At 72.2% G+C, this 14226-nt stretch carries 14 protein-coding genes; 7 read left to right on the top strand and 7 right to left on the bottom strand.

What is annotated here, in order from left to right; translation table 11 throughout:
• Positions 1-266: 266 nt before the first annotated feature.
• A complete protein-coding gene (locus DWB77_RS31415; RefSeq protein ID WP_120725338.1) occupies positions 267-659 on the bottom strand; it encodes an ankyrin repeat domain-containing protein in 393 nt (130 codons plus the stop codon).
• A gap of 296 nt (positions 660-955) precedes the next feature.
• On the opposite strand from DWB77_RS31415, the gene DWB77_RS31410 reads away from it, so the two are divergent.
• Together DWB77_RS31410 and DWB77_RS31405 are read left to right on the top strand one after the other, a co-directional pair.
• Positions 956-1150, top strand: coding sequence for a hypothetical protein (locus tag DWB77_RS31410; protein WP_120725336.1), 195 nt, complete (start codon positions 956-958; stop codon positions 1148-1150).
• 73 nt (positions 1151-1223) lie between these two features.
• The gene (locus DWB77_RS31405; protein WP_246033691.1) at positions 1224-2804 is read left to right on the top strand and encodes a hypothetical protein; all 1581 of its coding nucleotides are present in this window, start codon (positions 1224-1226) and stop codon (positions 2802-2804) included.
• Between the two features lie 193 nt (positions 2805-2997).
• Here the strand turns inward: DWB77_RS31405 and DWB77_RS31400 are convergent, their stop codons facing one another.
• Positions 2998-4500 carry a PLP-dependent aminotransferase family protein gene (locus DWB77_RS31400; RefSeq protein ID WP_120725334.1) on the bottom strand — a complete coding sequence of 501 codons (1503 nt, stop codon included), beginning with the start codon at positions 4498-4500 and terminating at the stop codon, positions 2998-3000.
• 64 nt (positions 4501-4564) lie between these two features.
• On the opposite strand from DWB77_RS31400, the gene DWB77_RS31395 reads away from it, so the two are divergent.
• The 4 genes from DWB77_RS31395 (at position 4565) to DWB77_RS31380 (ending at position 8084) form a co-directional block, all read left to right on the top strand.
• A complete protein-coding gene (locus DWB77_RS31395; protein ID WP_120725332.1) occupies positions 4565-5281 on the top strand; it encodes a YczE/YyaS/YitT family protein in 717 nt (238 codons plus the stop codon).
• A complete protein-coding gene (locus DWB77_RS31390) occupies positions 5278-6042 on the top strand; it encodes a glycerophosphodiester phosphodiesterase (RefSeq protein WP_120725330.1) in 765 nt (254 codons plus the stop codon). Before DWB77_RS31395 ends, DWB77_RS31390 begins: the two co-directional genes overlap by 4 nt.
• 66 nt (positions 6043-6108) lie before the next feature.
• On the top strand, positions 6109-7455 hold the full coding sequence (locus DWB77_RS31385) for an MFS transporter (RefSeq protein WP_120725328.1): 1347 nt from the start codon (positions 6109-6111) through the stop codon (positions 7453-7455).
• Between the two features lie 254 nt (positions 7456-7709).
• On the top strand, positions 7710-8084 hold the full coding sequence (locus tag DWB77_RS31380; RefSeq protein ID WP_053724453.1) for an RNA polymerase-binding protein RbpA: 375 nt from the start codon (positions 7710-7712) through the stop codon (positions 8082-8084).
• A gap of 125 nt (positions 8085-8209) precedes the next feature.
• On the opposite strand, the gene fxsA is transcribed toward DWB77_RS31380, so the two are convergent.
• The 4 genes from fxsA to DWB77_RS31360 all read right to left on the bottom strand — a co-directional run bounded on the left by fxsA (position 8210) and on the right by DWB77_RS31360 (position 12433).
• The gene (gene fxsA, locus DWB77_RS31375; RefSeq protein ID WP_120725326.1) at positions 8210-8824 is read right to left on the bottom strand and encodes an FxsA family membrane protein; all 615 of its coding nucleotides are present in this window, start codon (positions 8822-8824) and stop codon (positions 8210-8212) included.
• Positions 8825-8995: 171 nt separating this feature from the next.
• Positions 8996-9763 carry a polyprenol monophosphomannose synthase gene (locus tag DWB77_RS31370; RefSeq protein ID WP_120725324.1) on the bottom strand — a complete coding sequence of 256 codons (768 nt, stop codon included), beginning with the start codon at positions 9761-9763 and terminating at the stop codon, positions 8996-8998.
• A gap of 564 nt (positions 9764-10327) precedes the next feature.
• The gene (locus tag DWB77_RS31365; protein ID WP_120725322.1) at positions 10328-11983 is read right to left on the bottom strand and encodes an amidohydrolase; all 1656 of its coding nucleotides are present in this window, start codon (positions 11981-11983) and stop codon (positions 10328-10330) included.
• A gap of 9 nt (positions 11984-11992) precedes the next feature.
• The gene (locus tag DWB77_RS31360) at positions 11993-12433 is read right to left on the bottom strand and encodes an Lrp/AsnC family transcriptional regulator (protein ID WP_120725320.1); all 441 of its coding nucleotides are present in this window, start codon (positions 12431-12433) and stop codon (positions 11993-11995) included.
• A gap of 203 nt (positions 12434-12636) precedes the next feature.
• Between DWB77_RS31360 and DWB77_RS31355 the strand changes: the two genes are divergently transcribed.
• The gene (locus DWB77_RS31355) at positions 12637-13059 is read left to right on the top strand and encodes a hypothetical protein (protein WP_120725318.1); all 423 of its coding nucleotides are present in this window, start codon (positions 12637-12639) and stop codon (positions 13057-13059) included.
• A gap of 53 nt (positions 13060-13112) precedes the next feature.
• Here the strand turns inward: DWB77_RS31355 and DWB77_RS31350 are convergent, their stop codons facing one another.
• Positions 13113-14207: a phosphotransferase family protein gene (locus tag DWB77_RS31350; RefSeq protein WP_120725316.1), complete on the bottom strand. Its 1095-nt coding sequence runs from the start codon at positions 14205-14207 to the stop codon at positions 13113-13115.
• Positions 14208-14226 lie beyond the last annotated feature (19 nt).

Below are 14226 nucleotides of genomic sequence, written 5' to 3'. Positions count from 1 at the left end.
GAATAGCCTCACATCAAGCTGTCGACGCAACCGGGGGATTCGTGCCTTGCCCTAGGCCGCGCAGCAACATGAGGGGTCGCCCGCCGTCTTCTGCTTGGTGTAGACCATCTTCCTGCCTCTCGTCGTGGTCCCCGATGAAGGGACCCTGCCCCCGATGTAGGGGTTCGACGTCATGATGACCCAGCCATTTCGCCATCGCGACCACATTTACGGCGCCCCTCTCCCCGGGCTCTTCGGTGGATCCCCCGTAAACGCTCGGTGGACGCTCAGTTGGCGCCGAACAGGGCGAGCAGTTCCGTCTTGCCGAACATCCGGGCGGTGTCGACCGCGGAGGGCGTCCCGGCGGAAGGATCGGCTCCGCCGGCGAGGAGGGCCTTGATCACGGCGTCCTCGCCCTTGAAGACGGCGCCGGCGAGCGGCGTCTGGCCCCGGTCGTTGGCGCGGTCGGCCTCGGCGCCGCGGGCCAGCAGGGCGGCGACGGCCTCCGCGTGGCCGTGGTAGGCGGCCAGCATGACGAGCGAGTCGCCGCGGTCGTTGGTGAGGTTCGCGGACACCCCGGCGTCGACGTATGCGGCGAGCGCCTCGGCCTCTCCCTGACGGGCCAGCTCGAAGATCCTGGACGCCAGCTCGACCACCTCGGGATCGAGTTCCTCGCTCATCGAAAACTCCTTAGGGGCAACGGAACAAACCCGCACGGCGACAGCGCCGTACGAGTGAATCGACAGGGTACTGCCCACCGCCCGACAGGACGCGGCCCACCGGCGGCAAAGATCACCGCGAGTGACGGTTTGGCGACCCGGCGGCCGCACAGTGTGCCGCCCCAGAGTGCTTTTCATATCCGCCACTCCAGTGAAATAGCGCCACTTTCACCCGTTTGCACCTTTTATCGCATAGATACTTCCTGTGAGCCTGGAAGAACTCATGGTGACCGTCCCCATCAACCAGGAGGCCCCAAATGATCCTGTCCATGTCAGGCGTGGTGCTGCTCGGAATCATCACCTTCCTCTTTTTCAAGAAGGACGGACTCAAGGCGTCGCACGCGCTCGTGTGCTCCCTCTTCGGCTTCTATCTCGCGGGCACCGCCATCGCCCCGAGCATCACGGCCGGAGGCGCGAGCCTCGCCGGCCTGCTGGGCGGGATCAAGTTCTGACCTCCCGCTGTCCTGCGCATCCCGGCAGTCACAACGGCAGATCCCACTGCGGACACAACTCCAGGAGAACGATGTGGCCCGGCGACCACTCCCCCGCATTCTGAGCAGCAGCAGCGCATCCATCGTTCGCAGCCGCGAGATCGTGCGCACGGCCGCCGACAGCGCCACCGACGTTCTCCATCCGCTCATCACGATCAGCCGCGGCCTGCGGCTGATCGCTGCCGCCCTGCGCGGCAGATGGGCCGCCACCCCCAAGGAGCGGCGCAGTCCCGCGCTGTTCCTGACGGCGGCCGTGGTCCTGGTCGTCGCGCTCATCCCGTACGGGCCGCTCCTCGCCCTGATCACGGTGATGGGCGCGGCCGCCTGGAAGGGCCGGGAGAAACCGGTCGTCAAGACCGGCCCCGACGAGGCCGAACTCGCCCGCCTCCAGGCGCTCTACGAGGCGCTCGTGCCGTACTTCTCGGTCCCGGAGGACCCGAACCCCCTCTTCGCCCACGGAGGCGAGTGGGACAAGACCTTCAGCGAGTACGCCTTCGACGACGGCGGCCGCTTGACCCGGCTCCGGGTGCGCTACCCGGCGTACTTCACCGACGGCGAGCCCGCCGCGCGCGCCCGCATCGAACAGCTGCTGCACGCCAAGTCGGGGCGTGGTCGCGAGTACCACTTCGTCTGGGACGAGGAGGGCAACCAGCTCGACATGACCGTCCTGAGGGCCCTTGAGACCTCGATCGCCGCCCAGCGCTTCGTGACCTCCCCGGGCGAGACCGTCCTCGGTTTCACCGACGCGGACGCCGTCCAGCGCAGAGTCCCGGTGACCGTGGGCGGGGAGACCCAGGACGCCCCGCCGGTCATCTGGCGCACCGGGCCCCGCTCCACCGAGCCCCACCTTCTGGTCGTCGGCCGGCCCGGCACGGGTACCACCACCCTGCTGCGCTCCATCGCGCTCCAGGCCCTGCACCACGGCGACCTGCTGATCGTCGAGGGCAGTGGGACCGGGGAGTACGCCTGTCTGACCGGCCGCTCGGGCGTGCTCGCCGTCGAGTGCGGCCTCGCCGGAGCGCTCGCCACCCTGGAGTGGGCCTCGCACGAGACCGAGCGCCGCCTCATCGCCGCCAACCGCGCCCGCCAGGCGGGCCGCCCGGCCCCCGAGGACATCAAGCGCCCACTGTGGATCCTGCTCGACCGGCCCAGCGTGTTCGCCGATCTGGCCGCGGCCGACGGCCGCACCGACCCGCAGCACCTGCTCCAGGTTCCGCTGCGCCACGGCCGGGCCGCCGGGGTGACGGTCGTGGTGGCCGAGCAGTTCGACACCCTGGACGACCTGTCGGAGCCGGTCCGCTCGCACACCCGGGCCCGGGTGGTGCTCGGCCCCGCTTCGCACGGCCAGGTCGAGTCGGTCCTTGGCGCGCCCCCGCACACCACGCCCACCCCCGACGTCCCGCCGGGCCGTGGCTACGCCCGCCTCGGCACCGGCCCGGTGCTGCGCCTCCAGGTCCCCGCCACCCCGGACCCCTACGACGACGCGACGACGGAGGCCCACCGCCAGGCCGTCCTTGACCTGCTCCCCGGCCGGGAGGCACCGGTGGAGGCGACCCCGGCCCAGGCATCTCCGGTGGACCCGACGCCGGTGGAGGCGGTCCCGGCGGAGGGCTAGCCCGCGGGCGCCCACCCGGTTCGGGCGGCTTGGGCCGAGGGGCCACGACCGGGGCGACCTCGCCCGGGGGCGGCTACGGCCGAGGTGGCTTCGACCGGGGGCCGCTATGACCGTGGTCGCTTCGACCGGAGGGCGGTTACGACCGGGGCGGCCTCGACCGAGGGCGGCCTAGACCGACACCCGTGACCACGTCTCAGGCGACGAAGGTCCGCGGCGGCTCCGCGCTTCCCGAGCCGCCGCCCGTCTCCACCAGCCGGGCCGCCGCCGCCAGCCGCACCGCCGCCTCCTCGGCGACCGGGCCGCCCACCGTGAACGGCAGCCGAACATAGCCCTCGAAGGCGCCGTCCACGCCGAAGCGCGGTCCCGACGGCACCCGCACCCCGACCCGTTCGCCGACCTCGGCCAGCCGGGACCCCGAGAGACCTCCAGTGCGCACCCACAACGTGAGGCCGCCGCGCGGCACATGGAACTCCCAGTCGGGCAGCTCCCGGCGCACCGCGGCGACCAGCGCGTCGCGGTTCTCCCGGGCCTGGGTGCGGCGCAGTTCGACCGCCTGCTCCCAACCCCCCGTCGCCATAAGCCAGTTGACGGCCAGCTGTTCCAGGACCGGGGTCCCCAGATCCGCGTACGCGCGGGCCGCGACGAGCGAGCGGATGATGTCGGGGGCGGCGCGCACCCAGCCGATGCGCATGCCGGCCCAGAACGCCTTGCTGGCCGAGCCGACCGTGAGGACGGTGGCCCCCGCCGGGTCGAAGGCGCAGACGGGGCGCGGCATGGCGAGCTCCTCGTCCAGCCACAGCTCGCTCATCGTCTCGTCGACGACGAGCACGGTGCCGGCCGAACGGGCCGCGTCCACGAGCTGGCGCCGCTGGTCCTCGTCGGCGAGCGCGCCGGTGGGGTTGTGGAAGTCCGCGACGACATAGGCGAGTCGGGGCGCCGCGTCCCTCAACACCTGGCGCCAGCGCGGCAGATCCCAGCCGGACAGGGCCTCGGCCATGGCGATCGGCACGAGTCGGGCGCCCGCCTCGCGCATGAGCTGAAGGATGTTGGCGTAGGAGGGCGACTCGACGGCGATGCGTTCACCGCGCCCGGCGAACAGATGACAGATGGCGTCCATCGCCCCCATCGCCCCGGTGGTGACCATGATCTGCTCGGGCATCGTCGGGATGCCGCGCGCGGTGTAGCGGTCGGCGAGCATCTGACGCAGCGCGGGCAGGCCCGCCGGGTAGTCGCCATGGGTGTGGGCGTACGGCGGAAGCTCTTCGAGCGCGCCCTGTACGCCACGGGTCAGCCAGGGTTCGGGGGCGGGCAGGGCCGCGCAGCCCAGGTCGATCATGGAGCCGAGCGACTCGGGCGGGAGCGGTTCGAGCCCCCGGCCGGGCAGCGGATGCCCCGCGGGCACGGCGGTCCAGCTGCCGGCGCCGCGCCTCGATTCGAGGAAGCCCTCGCCACGCAGCGCCTCGTAGGCGGCGGCCACCGTGGTGCGGCTCACCGACAGGGCGACGGCCAGTTCGCGTTCGGCGGGCAGCCGGGCGGCGGCCGGCACGCGGCCCTCCAGGACGAGCAGCCGGATCCCGTCGGCGAGCGCGCGGTAGGCGGGCGGCTTGCGCAGGCCCGTGCCCACCGGGCGGGGTTGCTGCGCCTTGAGCTGACGGGCGAGCTGGGCGGGCCCGATCGCCGAGGTCCACTGAGCCATCGAAGTCAGTCCACCTTCCCGGAATTGGCCATGGTTGGAGTCCATTTCCCCGCCACAGAGTGTCATGAGCCAGTCCACTACCACCACACCAGGGGGCCCCGCCTTGTCCACGCACCTCACCCGGAGGCTGCTCCAGCTCTATGTCGGCCTCGCCCTGTACGGCGTCAGCTCGGGGCTGCTGGTCCGCGCCGGGCTCGGCCTCGAACCGTGGGGGGTGCTGCACCAGGGCCTCGCGAAGCACACCGGTCTCTCGATCGGGGTCGTGTCGATCATCGTCGGGGCCGCGGTGCTGCTGCTGTGGATCCCTCTGCGCCAGCGACCGGGGCTCGGCACCGTCTCCAACGTCTTCGCGATCGGCGTCTTCATGGACGGCACGCTCGCCGTCGTCCCCGATGTGCGCGGGCTGCTCGCCCAGGTGCCGCTGACGGCCGCCGCGATCGTCTGCAACGGCGTCGCGACCGGCCTCTACATCTCGGCCCGTTTCGGCCCCGGCCCACGCGACGGCCTGATGACGGGCCTGCACCGGGCGACGGGCCGGTCGATCCGGCTGGTGCGCACCTCCCTCGAGGTCGTCGTGGTGGCGACGGGCTTCCTGCTCGGTGGTTCGCTCGGCGTCGGCACGGTCCTGTACGCCCTGGCGATCGGGCCGCTCGCCCAGTTCTTCCTCCGCGTCTTCGCGATCCCCGCCGGTGACCCGGGCCCGGCGCCCGCCGCCCCGGCACCGGTACGGGGCGCCGCGGGGCCTGAGCCGGCCCCGGAGCGCGCGATACTTCCCCGGTGACTCGCGTACGCCACCCTTATCTGGACCACCCCTCCCCCATCCCGTTCGCCCACCGCGGCGGGGCGGCCGACGGCATCGAGAACACCGCGGCCGCCTTCGAACGGGCCGCGGCGGCCGGGTACCGGTACTTCGAGACCGATGTGCACACCACGGCCGACGGACGGCTGGTCGCCTTCCACGACGCGACCCTGGACCGTGTCACCGACGCGCGCGGCAGGATCGCCGACCTTCCCTGGGACGAGGTCAGGCGGGCCCGGGTGGCCGGGCGCGAGCCCCTGCCCCTCTTCGAGGAGCTTCTGGAGGCGTTTCCCGCGGTCCGCTGGAACGTCGACCTCAAGGCCGAGTCCGCGCTCGTCCCGCTGATCGACCTGATCCGTCGCACCGCCGCCTGGGACCGGGTCTGCGTGGGCTCCTTCTCGGAGGCCCGGGTGGCCAGGGCCCACCGCCTCGCGGGCCCGCGCCTGGCCACGTCGTACGGCGTGCGGGGTGTCGCCGCGCTGCGGCTGCGCTCCTTCGGGATCCCGGCGCCGCTGCGCCCCGGCGCGGTGAGCGCCCAGGTGCCCGAGAGCCAGAGCGGCGTTCCGGTCGTGGACCGTCGCTTCGTCCGTACCGCGCATGCGCTCGGCCTGCACGTCCACGTGTGGACGATCAACGATCCCGCCCGGATGAGGGCGCTCCTCGACCTTGGCGTGGATGGCATCATGACCGATCATCTGGAGACACTGCGCACGGTACTGACCGACCGGGGAGCCTGGCACTGAGCCCACCCCGGCGGCACCGCTCGCGTACGGGCACGAGCGAGGGGGCGCGGGTTGAGCGCTGAGACCATGGACCGGGCGGACGACCGTCCGGTGAGCACGGCCGACCGCCGGCGGGAACAGCGCGGCTGGTACTTCTACGACTTCGCGTGCTCGGTGTATTCGACGAGCGTCCTGACCGTGTTCCTCGGCCCGTACCTGACCTCGATCGCCAAGTCGGCCGCCGACCCCGACGGATTCGTCCACCCCTTGGGCGTCCCGGTGCGCGCGGGGTCGCTCTTCGCGTACGCCGTCTCCGCCTCGGTGATCCTCGCGGTGGTCCTGATGCCGATCGTGGGCGCCGCGGCCGACCGCTCGGGGCGCAAGAAGCCGCTGCTCGCGGCGGCCGCCTACACGGGCGCGACGGCGACGGCCGGGATGTTCTTCCTGGACGGGCACCGCTATCTGCTGGGCGCGGCGCTCCTGATCGTCGCGAACGCGTCCCTGTCGGTCTCGATGGTCCTCTACAACGCCTACCTTCCGCAGATCGCGGGCCCCGAGGAGCGCGACCGGGTCTCCTCGCGCGGCTGGGCCTTCGGCTACACCTCGGGGGCGGGCGTCCTGGTGCTCAATCTGATCCTGTACTCGGGACACGACGGCTTCGGCCTGTCGGAGTCGACCGCGGTACGGATCTGTCTGGCCTCGGCGGGCGTGTGGTGGGGCGCGTTCACGCTGGTGCCCCTGCGGCGGCTGCGCGACCGCGAGGTGGCCGCGTCGGTCCCCGAGGGCAGGGTCGGGGCGGGCTGGCGGCAACTGGTGTCGACGCTGCGGGACATGCGGGCCCGCCCGCTGACCCTCGCGTTCCTGCTCGCGTACCTCATCTACAACGACGGCGTGCAGACGGTGATCTCACAGGCCTCGATCTACGGCTCCGAGGAACTCGGCCTCGATCAGAACACGCTCATCGTGGCCGTGCTCCTGGTGCAGGTGCTCGCGGTGGCGGGCGCGCTCGGCATGGGCCGGCTCGCGCGGACGTACGGCGCGAAGCGGACGATTCTGGGCTCGCTCGCCGTCTGGGCGGTGATCCTGGGGGTCGGTTTCTTCCTTCCGGCCCGCCAGCCGGTGCTGTTCTTCGTGCTCGCGGGCGCGATCGGGACGGTGCTTGGCGGCAGCCAGGCCCTGTCGAGGTCGCTGTTCTCACACATGGTGCCGAGCGGCAAGGAGGCCGAGTACTTCTCGGCCTACGAGATGAGCGACCGGGGCCTGAGCTGGCTGGGGCCATTGGTGTTCGGTCTCGCGTACCAGCTGACCGGCAGCTACCGGGATGCCATCATCTCGCTGGTGGTCTTCTTCGCGGTCGGTTTCGTGCTGCTCGCCCGGGTGCCGGTGCGGGCCGCCGTGGCCGCCGCGGGAAACCCCGTTCCGGCGCGGATTTAGACGTTGAAGTGAAAGGCCGGTAGTGTACGCCTTTGGCCTGCCAGGCGGACCGTTACTGCGTGCTACAGAAGCGAAGACGCTGGGTGACATCTGCTGCCAGATGTGACAAACCGGTCACTGGTGGGTACAACAAGGGGCGGCACGACGGCGACGCATGACCCAGAACGGGAATCTTTACCGCCGACCGGACGTTGACCGGATGACGACGACAGTGACACCTGTCCTGTGGGCGACAAGCCCGGGAGGCACGATTCATGAGTGAGCGAGCTCTTCGCGGCACGCGCCTCGTGGTGACGAGCTACGAGACCGACCGCGGCATCGATCTGGCCCCGCGCCAGGCCGTGGAGTACGCATGCGAGAAGGGACATCGCTTTGAGATGCCCTTCTCGGTGGAGGCGGAGATTCCGCCGGAGTGGGAGTGCAAGGTCTGCGGGGCCCCCGCACTCCTGGTGGACGGCGACGGCCCTGAAGAGAAGAAGGGCAAGCCCGCGCGTACGCACTGGGACATGCTCATGGAGCGGCGCACCCGCGAGGAGTTGGAGGAGGTTCTGGCCGAAAGGCTGGAGGTCCTTCGTTCCGGCACCATGAACATTGCCGTGCATCCGCGCGACAGTCGCAAGTCCGCCTGATCGCAGCGTTTCGGCGATACGGCACGCGTTAAAAGCTGAGGGCCGGTCACACCACCTGGTGTGACCGGCCCTCAGCTTGTGTCCGGGGCCGTCGCGCGGGCGCGGCGGAACGGGGGTTCTTCGCCTCAGGGGGTCAGCGGCGGCCGCGGCCCCCGGTCCTCGCCCGGGTAGGAGCCCGAGGAGTGGGCGGACGAGGACCCGGCGTCGTCGTGGATGACCTCGCCCGGCACGACCTTGCCGTCCGGGTGGTGGATACGCGCCTGCTGGAAGGCGTCGCCGAACGTGCCGGGGACGGCGGCCCGCATCCGCTTGTCCAGCGAGCGCTCGACGAAGCGGGACACGACCGTCCGTACCGGCGGCAGCAGACACAGCAGGCCGAGCGCGTCCGAGACGAACCCGGGGAGGATCAGGAGCAGGCCGCCCAGCATGGTCAGGGCGTTGCCCTCGCCGCCGGACCGCCTGCCCGAGGCGGACGCGCCCGAGGACGGGGCGCCGGACTGCTGCTCCCTGAACGTCTCCGTGAGGTTGCGGAAGGCCCGGCGGCCGGCCCGCTTGATGACATAGCCGCCGAGCAGCAGGCCGCCGATGAGCAGCAGCACCACCGTGAGGCCACTGGTGGCCCGGGCCACCACGGTGAGCAGCCAGATCTCCAGGACCAGCCAGGCGGCGATCCCCAGGGGTACGAAGGTGCGGGCGCGCGAGCGCTTGGGAGCTGTCGGAGGCGGAGTGCCGGTCGTCATGCTCCCAGTGTGCCTGGGAGCCGATCCGGACGGCGTAAGGAAACGATCAATACGCCCAGGTCATGCCGCCGTCCGCGCCGCGCCTGCCGGGGTGCCCGGGGCCGTCGGGACGCCCTCGCCCCGGGAAGGCCGACGACCTCAGCGGACACGGGGTTCAGGAAGCCCGACGGCTCAAGAAGGCTTGCGGCCCAGGAGCTTGTTGGCGCGGGAGCCGACACCCCAGGCGGTGACCCGCCAGAGCGCCTCGACCAGGATGTCGTTGCTCATCTTCGAGTCGCCGCGTTCACGCTCGACGAACGTGATGGGCACCTCCACCACGTGGTAGCCCGCGCCGACCGCGCGGCGGGCCAGGTCGACCTGGAAGCAGTAGCCGGCCGAGGCGACCTCTTCGAGGCCGAGGCCTTCGAGGGTCTCGCGGCGGAACGCCCGGAAGCCGCCGGTGACGTCGCGGATCGGGACGCCCAGGAGCAGCCGGGAGTAGGTGGAGCCGCCCCGCGAGATGTACTCGCGGTACTTGGGCCAGTTCACGATCCGGCCGCCGGGCACCCAGCGGGAGCCGAGCACCAGGTCGGCGCCCTTGAGGGCGGTGAGCAGCCGGGGCAGTTCCTCGGGCTGGTGGGAGCCGTCGGCGTCCATCTCGACGAGGACGCCGTAGTCGTGCTCGATGCCCCAGCGGAAGCCGGCCAGATAGGCGGCGCCGAGGCCTTCCTTGCCCTGGCGGTGCAGCACGTGCACCTGCTCGTCCTGGGCGGCGAGCTCGTCCGCGAACTTGCCCGTGCCGTCGGGGCTGTTGTCGTCGGCGACCAGGATGTGGGCCTCCGGGACCGCCGCTCTGACGCGGGCGACGATCGGCTTGATGTTCTCCGCCTCGTTGTAGGTCGGGATGATCACCAAGGCTCTGCCCAGCGGGCCGTACCGCCTCTGACCGCCGTCGTTCACTACTGCCCCTTATTGTCCGTACGCAGAGGACCACCATAGCGAGCGGTCGCGGGCGGCCCGCACCGCGAGGGTGGGGTGTCGGGTGTGCCCGGAGGCGGCGAGGGCGCTGCCGGGCGTCCGGAGCGCGTCGGTACTAGGGCCCGGCGCCCTTCGGGCCGACCTGGGACCCGCTGGCTGCGGGTCGACCGAGAGCCGTTGTCTACTGAGCGTCCGGGCCCCACCCGGGTCGCACCGTCCCCCGGCCCGCAGGGGGCAGGGGGGACCCCTTCGCGGCTGAAACCTTCCCTCGCCCCCGAGGCGCGGGCGCTGAACCTGGCTCCCAGTGGTGGTGCGCCGGTGCGGCACACCGCCCCATGACCCAGCGGCGTTCGACGACTTCGTGGAGGTTCAGCCGGTCGGGCGGTCCTGTGGTGGACTCGGCCGAACCTACCGGCCCGTTGCCGCGTTCTGTCAACAGCCGGGTGAGCTGCGACGTTTTGTCAAACGGCCAGGTCAGTGCCGAAGATCCGCAGGTCGTGGCGATGCCGTGACGGTGGCCCACCGAGCGGGGCCCCCGTCCCTGGATCACTCGTTCGGCCGCGCGAACACCGTCCGTCCGAACACCACGGTGCGCAGACAGACCGGGAGCGCGACGCCCGGGGTGAGGTCGGGCAGGCCCGGGGTGCCCGAGCGCGGGTCGGTGGACCAGCGGGCCACCCGGTCGTCCGGCGCCTGGACCACGAGCTCCTCGGCGCGCCAGACCGCGTAGTCGGCCGGGGCTCCGGGCACCAGGATCCCCGCGTCGTCCCGGCCGAGCGCCCGCCAGCCGCCCCGGGTGTGGGCGGTGAAGGCGGCGCGGGCCGAGATGCGGTGTTCGAGGGTGTGGTGGAAGGCGGCCGCGCGGACGGCGCCCCAGGGGTCGAGCGGGGTCACCGGGGCGTCGGAGCCGAACGCGAGGGGCACCCCCGCCCGCAGCAGGGCCGCGTACGGGTTGAGGGTGGCCGCACGCTCCGCGCCGAGCCGCTCCGCGTACATGCCGCTCTCGCCGCCCCACAGCGCGTCGAAGGCGGGCTGCACGGAGGCGGTGAGGCCGAACTCGGCGAAGGCGGCGATCGTGGCCGGGGTGAGCATCTCGGCGTGCTCCACGCGGTGCCGGGCGGCGCGGATCCGGGCGAGGCCGACCCGCTCGGCGGCGGCCCGTACGCCCTCGACAACGGCGCTGAGCGCGGCGTCCCCGATGGCGTGGAAACCGGCCTGGAGCCCGGCCTCCGTACAGGCGGACACGTGGTCGGCGACGTCGGCGGCGTCGAGGTGGTCGGTGCCGGTGCCGGGGGCGTCCGCGTAGGGGGCGTGCAGACAGGCGGTGTGGGAGCCGAGCGAGCCGTCGACGAAGAGGTCTCCGGCCGCGCCGACCGCGCCGAGTTCGCGGATGCGATCGGCGTCCTTGGCGCCCGCGACGCGTTCGGCCCAGTAGCCGAAGACCCGCGGGCCGCTCTCCTCGCGGGCCAGCGCCAGCAGCGAGGTGAAGTCGTCCTCGTCGGAGATGTCGGGGCCGCCGCACTCGTGGACGGTGCCGATGCCGAGCGAGGCGGCGTGCCGCAGCGCCGCGCGCTGGGCCTCGGCGCGCTGGCGCGGGGTGATCGCGCCGTGGGCGGCGGCCCGCACGGCGTGGTGGGCTGCGCCGGTGAGGGGCTCGCCGGGACGGAATCCGGCCAGCTCACGAACGCCGGGTACCAGGTCGAGCAGGGCCGTAGTGACGACGGCGGAGTGGACGTCGATGCGCGGCAGGTAGAGCGGGCGGCCGCCGGTGGCCGCGTCGAGTTCGGCGGGCGAGGGGTGGCGGCGCTCGGGCCAGCGGGCCGCGTCCCAGCCGCCGCCGAGCAGCACCCGGTCGTCGGGGCGGGCGGCGGCGTGGGCGCGCACGGCGTCGAGGGCCTCGGCGAGCGTGCGGGCGGAGGACAGGTCGAGGCCGGTGAGGGCGAGTCCGGTGGCGGTGGTGTGCACATGTGCGTCGGTGAACGCGGGGGTGACCAGGGCGCCTTCGAGGTCGACGACCTCGTCGACGCCGCTCGCGAAGGCGTCCGCGGCGCCTTCCGAGCCGACCCAGGCGACGTGCCCACGTTCGACGACCATCGCGGTGGCGAAGGGGTCGGCGGGGCTGTGCACGTCGCCGCCGCGCAGCAGGACGGTGCGGTGGGCGGTCGTTGCGGGGGCGTCGGGTGCGGAACTCGCGGAACTCATGGGGACAGCCTAGATATGCGGCGGCCGTGCCTCGTACGGGGTGGACAGGACCACGGTCGTACGGGTCGAGACGCCCGCCAGGGTCCGGATCCGGGTCAGCAGGTGCTCCAGCTCCAGGGGGGTGGCGACGCGCACCTTGAGGATGTAGTTCTCGTCCCCGGCCACGCTGTGGCAGGCCTCCAGCTCGGGCACGTCCGCCAGGCGCTCGGCGATGTCGTCGGGGGCGCTGGGGTCGAAGGGCTTGACCGAGATGAACGCGGTCAGCGGCAGGCCCACCGCCTCGGGGTCCACGACGGCGGCGTATCCGCGGATGACCCCGCGCTGTTCGAGACGGCGTACCCGCTGGTGCACCGCCGAGGTGGACAGGCCGGTGGCCTTGCCCAGGTCGGTGTAGCTCATCCGCCCGTCCTTGACGAGCAGATCCACGATCTGACGGTCCAGCTCCTCCATGCGGATCAACCTATGGCCCCGGGTCGCTTCCGGCACAGTCGGGGAACGCCCTAAGGGGCATCTGCGGGTGTCATGTGACGAACACCACAGGTTCGGACACGGCTCGCCGGGGTTCGCGCGGTTATCGCCACGGCTTGGCGGGAAGTGCTTGCTTTGGTCGCGGCCACGGCGCAACGCCGGCCCACCCGAGGGGGAGTGTCCCAATGCAGAATTCCAAGCGCACCGCACGTTCGGAACGTGAACGTGGCGAACCGGAGCCCGTCGATATCGACGCATTCGTCGACGAGGACGACTCGCTCGACGCGTATGACACCTTTGAGATGTACCGGGTGATCTGCCCCGACTGCGCCCAGCCCATCGCGCTGCTCGCCGACGAGGACGAGCTCCCCGAGCACGCGCTGTGCCCGAGCCCGTGGAACCCGTTCGTGCTGACGGTGTGCGCCGGGACCGGGCGCCCCGCCGGCGCGGCGAAGGCGGCGGACGAGTCGCTGGCCGTCCAGGAGCAGGACACCGCCCTCCTGTTGACGCTCCCTCAGGGACTCGACTGGCGCACCCAGCCGTTCTCGCACGTCGGCGGCCCGGGCTCGCGACCGGTGCGGGTGCCGCAGATGCGTCGCGCCGCCTAGCGCCCGAGCCGCCGCGCGCCGGACGCCGCCGAGGGCGTCCGGCCGACGACCGCTCAACTCCAGTACGTGCCCCGCACCATGGCCTCCAGGCTGGCTCGGTGCAGGATCAGCGCGTCCGGGTCCGCAGGCGGTTCGACTTCGCCGAAGTGGAGCTGGCGGTAGGCGATCCGCAGCATGACCACGGCATGGCGCAGCGCGGCGTACAGCGTGTGGAACTCCATGTGGCGCGGGGTGTGGCCGGTGAGTTCGGCGTAGCGCCGCTCGATGTCCTCGCGCCGCAGGAAGTCGGGGAGGCCGAGCTGGCCGAAACTCACCGTGAGGTCCTGGAAGAAGCGGTGCAGGTAGACGGTCCAGCCGAGGTCGAGTTCGCGGGGGCCGCAGGCCGCCATCTCCCAGTCGAGGACGGCCGCCGCCTCGAACCCGTCGTAGACGATGTTCCCGATGCGGGCGTCGCCCCAGACGAGGCCGGAGGGCCCCTCGTCGTCGGGCCAGTGGGCGTCGAGCCAGTCGAAGGCCGCTTCGATGAGCGGTGACCGCGGGACGCCCTCAACCACCCATGTGTAGTAGGCCCGTTGGGCCTCGACATGGCGACGCAGCGGCGACCCCTTACCGGCCGGCAGCAGGAACTCGGCTTCCCGGCACGGGAATTGATCGTGCAGCCTGGCCAGGACGGAGACGGTGTTCTCCTGGAGCCGGGCGCGCTCGGCGTCGGTGGCGGCGTGCAGCCAATTGCCCTCGTACGTATAGGGCATGACGTCCGGCGGTACGCGTCCCTCCGCGCGGTCCATCACGAAGAACGGCGCACCGAGCGGCCCGGGGTCTTCTTCCAGCCAGCGCACCCGTGGCACGGGCACGTCGGTGTGCTCGGCGACCAGACGCATGACGCGGTGCTGGCGGGCCATGTCGTACACGGGGAAGACGGTGTACGCGGCCGGGTCGGCGGCGAGCCGCAGGGCGCAGGCGCGTACCGGGGTGTCGGGGTGCTCGATGTCGAAGAGCAGGGTCTCGCTGGACATGCCGTTGGAGGACGGCACCCGGATGGAGCCGACGCGGGCGCCGGGCAGCCGGGCGTCGAGCCAGGTGGTGAGCCGGCGGCCGACCTCCTCGGGGTCGCGCGTGGAGGTGCGGGGGCGTGGCGCGGTGGCCATGGGCGGTGCTCCCTTCCCG

The organism is Streptomyces hundungensis (assembly GCF_003627815.1).
Taxonomy (GTDB): domain Bacteria; phylum Actinomycetota; class Actinomycetes; order Streptomycetales; family Streptomycetaceae; genus Streptomyces; species Streptomyces hundungensis_A.
The sequence above is the reverse complement of the archived record's forward strand: the minus strand, read 5'-3'. Positions and strand labels throughout refer to the sequence as shown.

Coding starts and splice junctions, on each gene's coding strand:
- DWB77_RS31415 (WP_120725338.1), bottom strand. CDS start 659: ATGAGCGAGGAACTCGATCCCGAGGTGGTCGAGCTGGCGTCCAGGATC.
- DWB77_RS31410 (WP_120725336.1), top strand. CDS start 956: ATGATCCTGTCCATGTCAGGCGTGGTGCTGCTCGGAATCATCACCTTC.
- DWB77_RS31400 (WP_120725334.1), bottom strand. CDS start 4,500: ATGGCTCAGTGGACCTCGGCGATCGGGCCCGCCCAGCTCGCCCGTCAG.
- DWB77_RS31395 (WP_120725332.1), top strand. CDS start 4,565: ATGAGCCAGTCCACTACCACCACACCAGGGGGCCCCGCCTTGTCCACG.
- DWB77_RS31385 (WP_120725328.1), top strand. CDS start 6,109: ATGGACCGGGCGGACGACCGTCCGGTGAGCACGGCCGACCGCCGGCGG.
- DWB77_RS31380 (WP_053724453.1), top strand. CDS start 7,710: ATGAGTGAGCGAGCTCTTCGCGGCACGCGCCTCGTGGTGACGAGCTAC.
- fxsA (WP_120725326.1), bottom strand. CDS start 8,824: ATGACGACCGGCACTCCGCCTCCGACAGCTCCCAAGCGCTCGCGCGCC.
- DWB77_RS31365 (WP_120725322.1), bottom strand. CDS start 11,983: ATGAGTTCCGCGAGTTCCGCACCCGACGCCCCCGCAACGACCGCCCAC.
- DWB77_RS31360 (WP_120725320.1), bottom strand. CDS start 12,433: ATGGAGGAGCTGGACCGTCAGATCGTGGATCTGCTCGTCAAGGACGGG.
- DWB77_RS31355 (WP_120725318.1), top strand. CDS start 12,637: ATGCAGAATTCCAAGCGCACCGCACGTTCGGAACGTGAACGTGGCGAA.
- DWB77_RS31350 (WP_120725316.1), bottom strand. CDS start 14,207: ATGGCCACCGCGCCACGCCCCCGCACCTCCACGCGCGACCCCGAGGAG.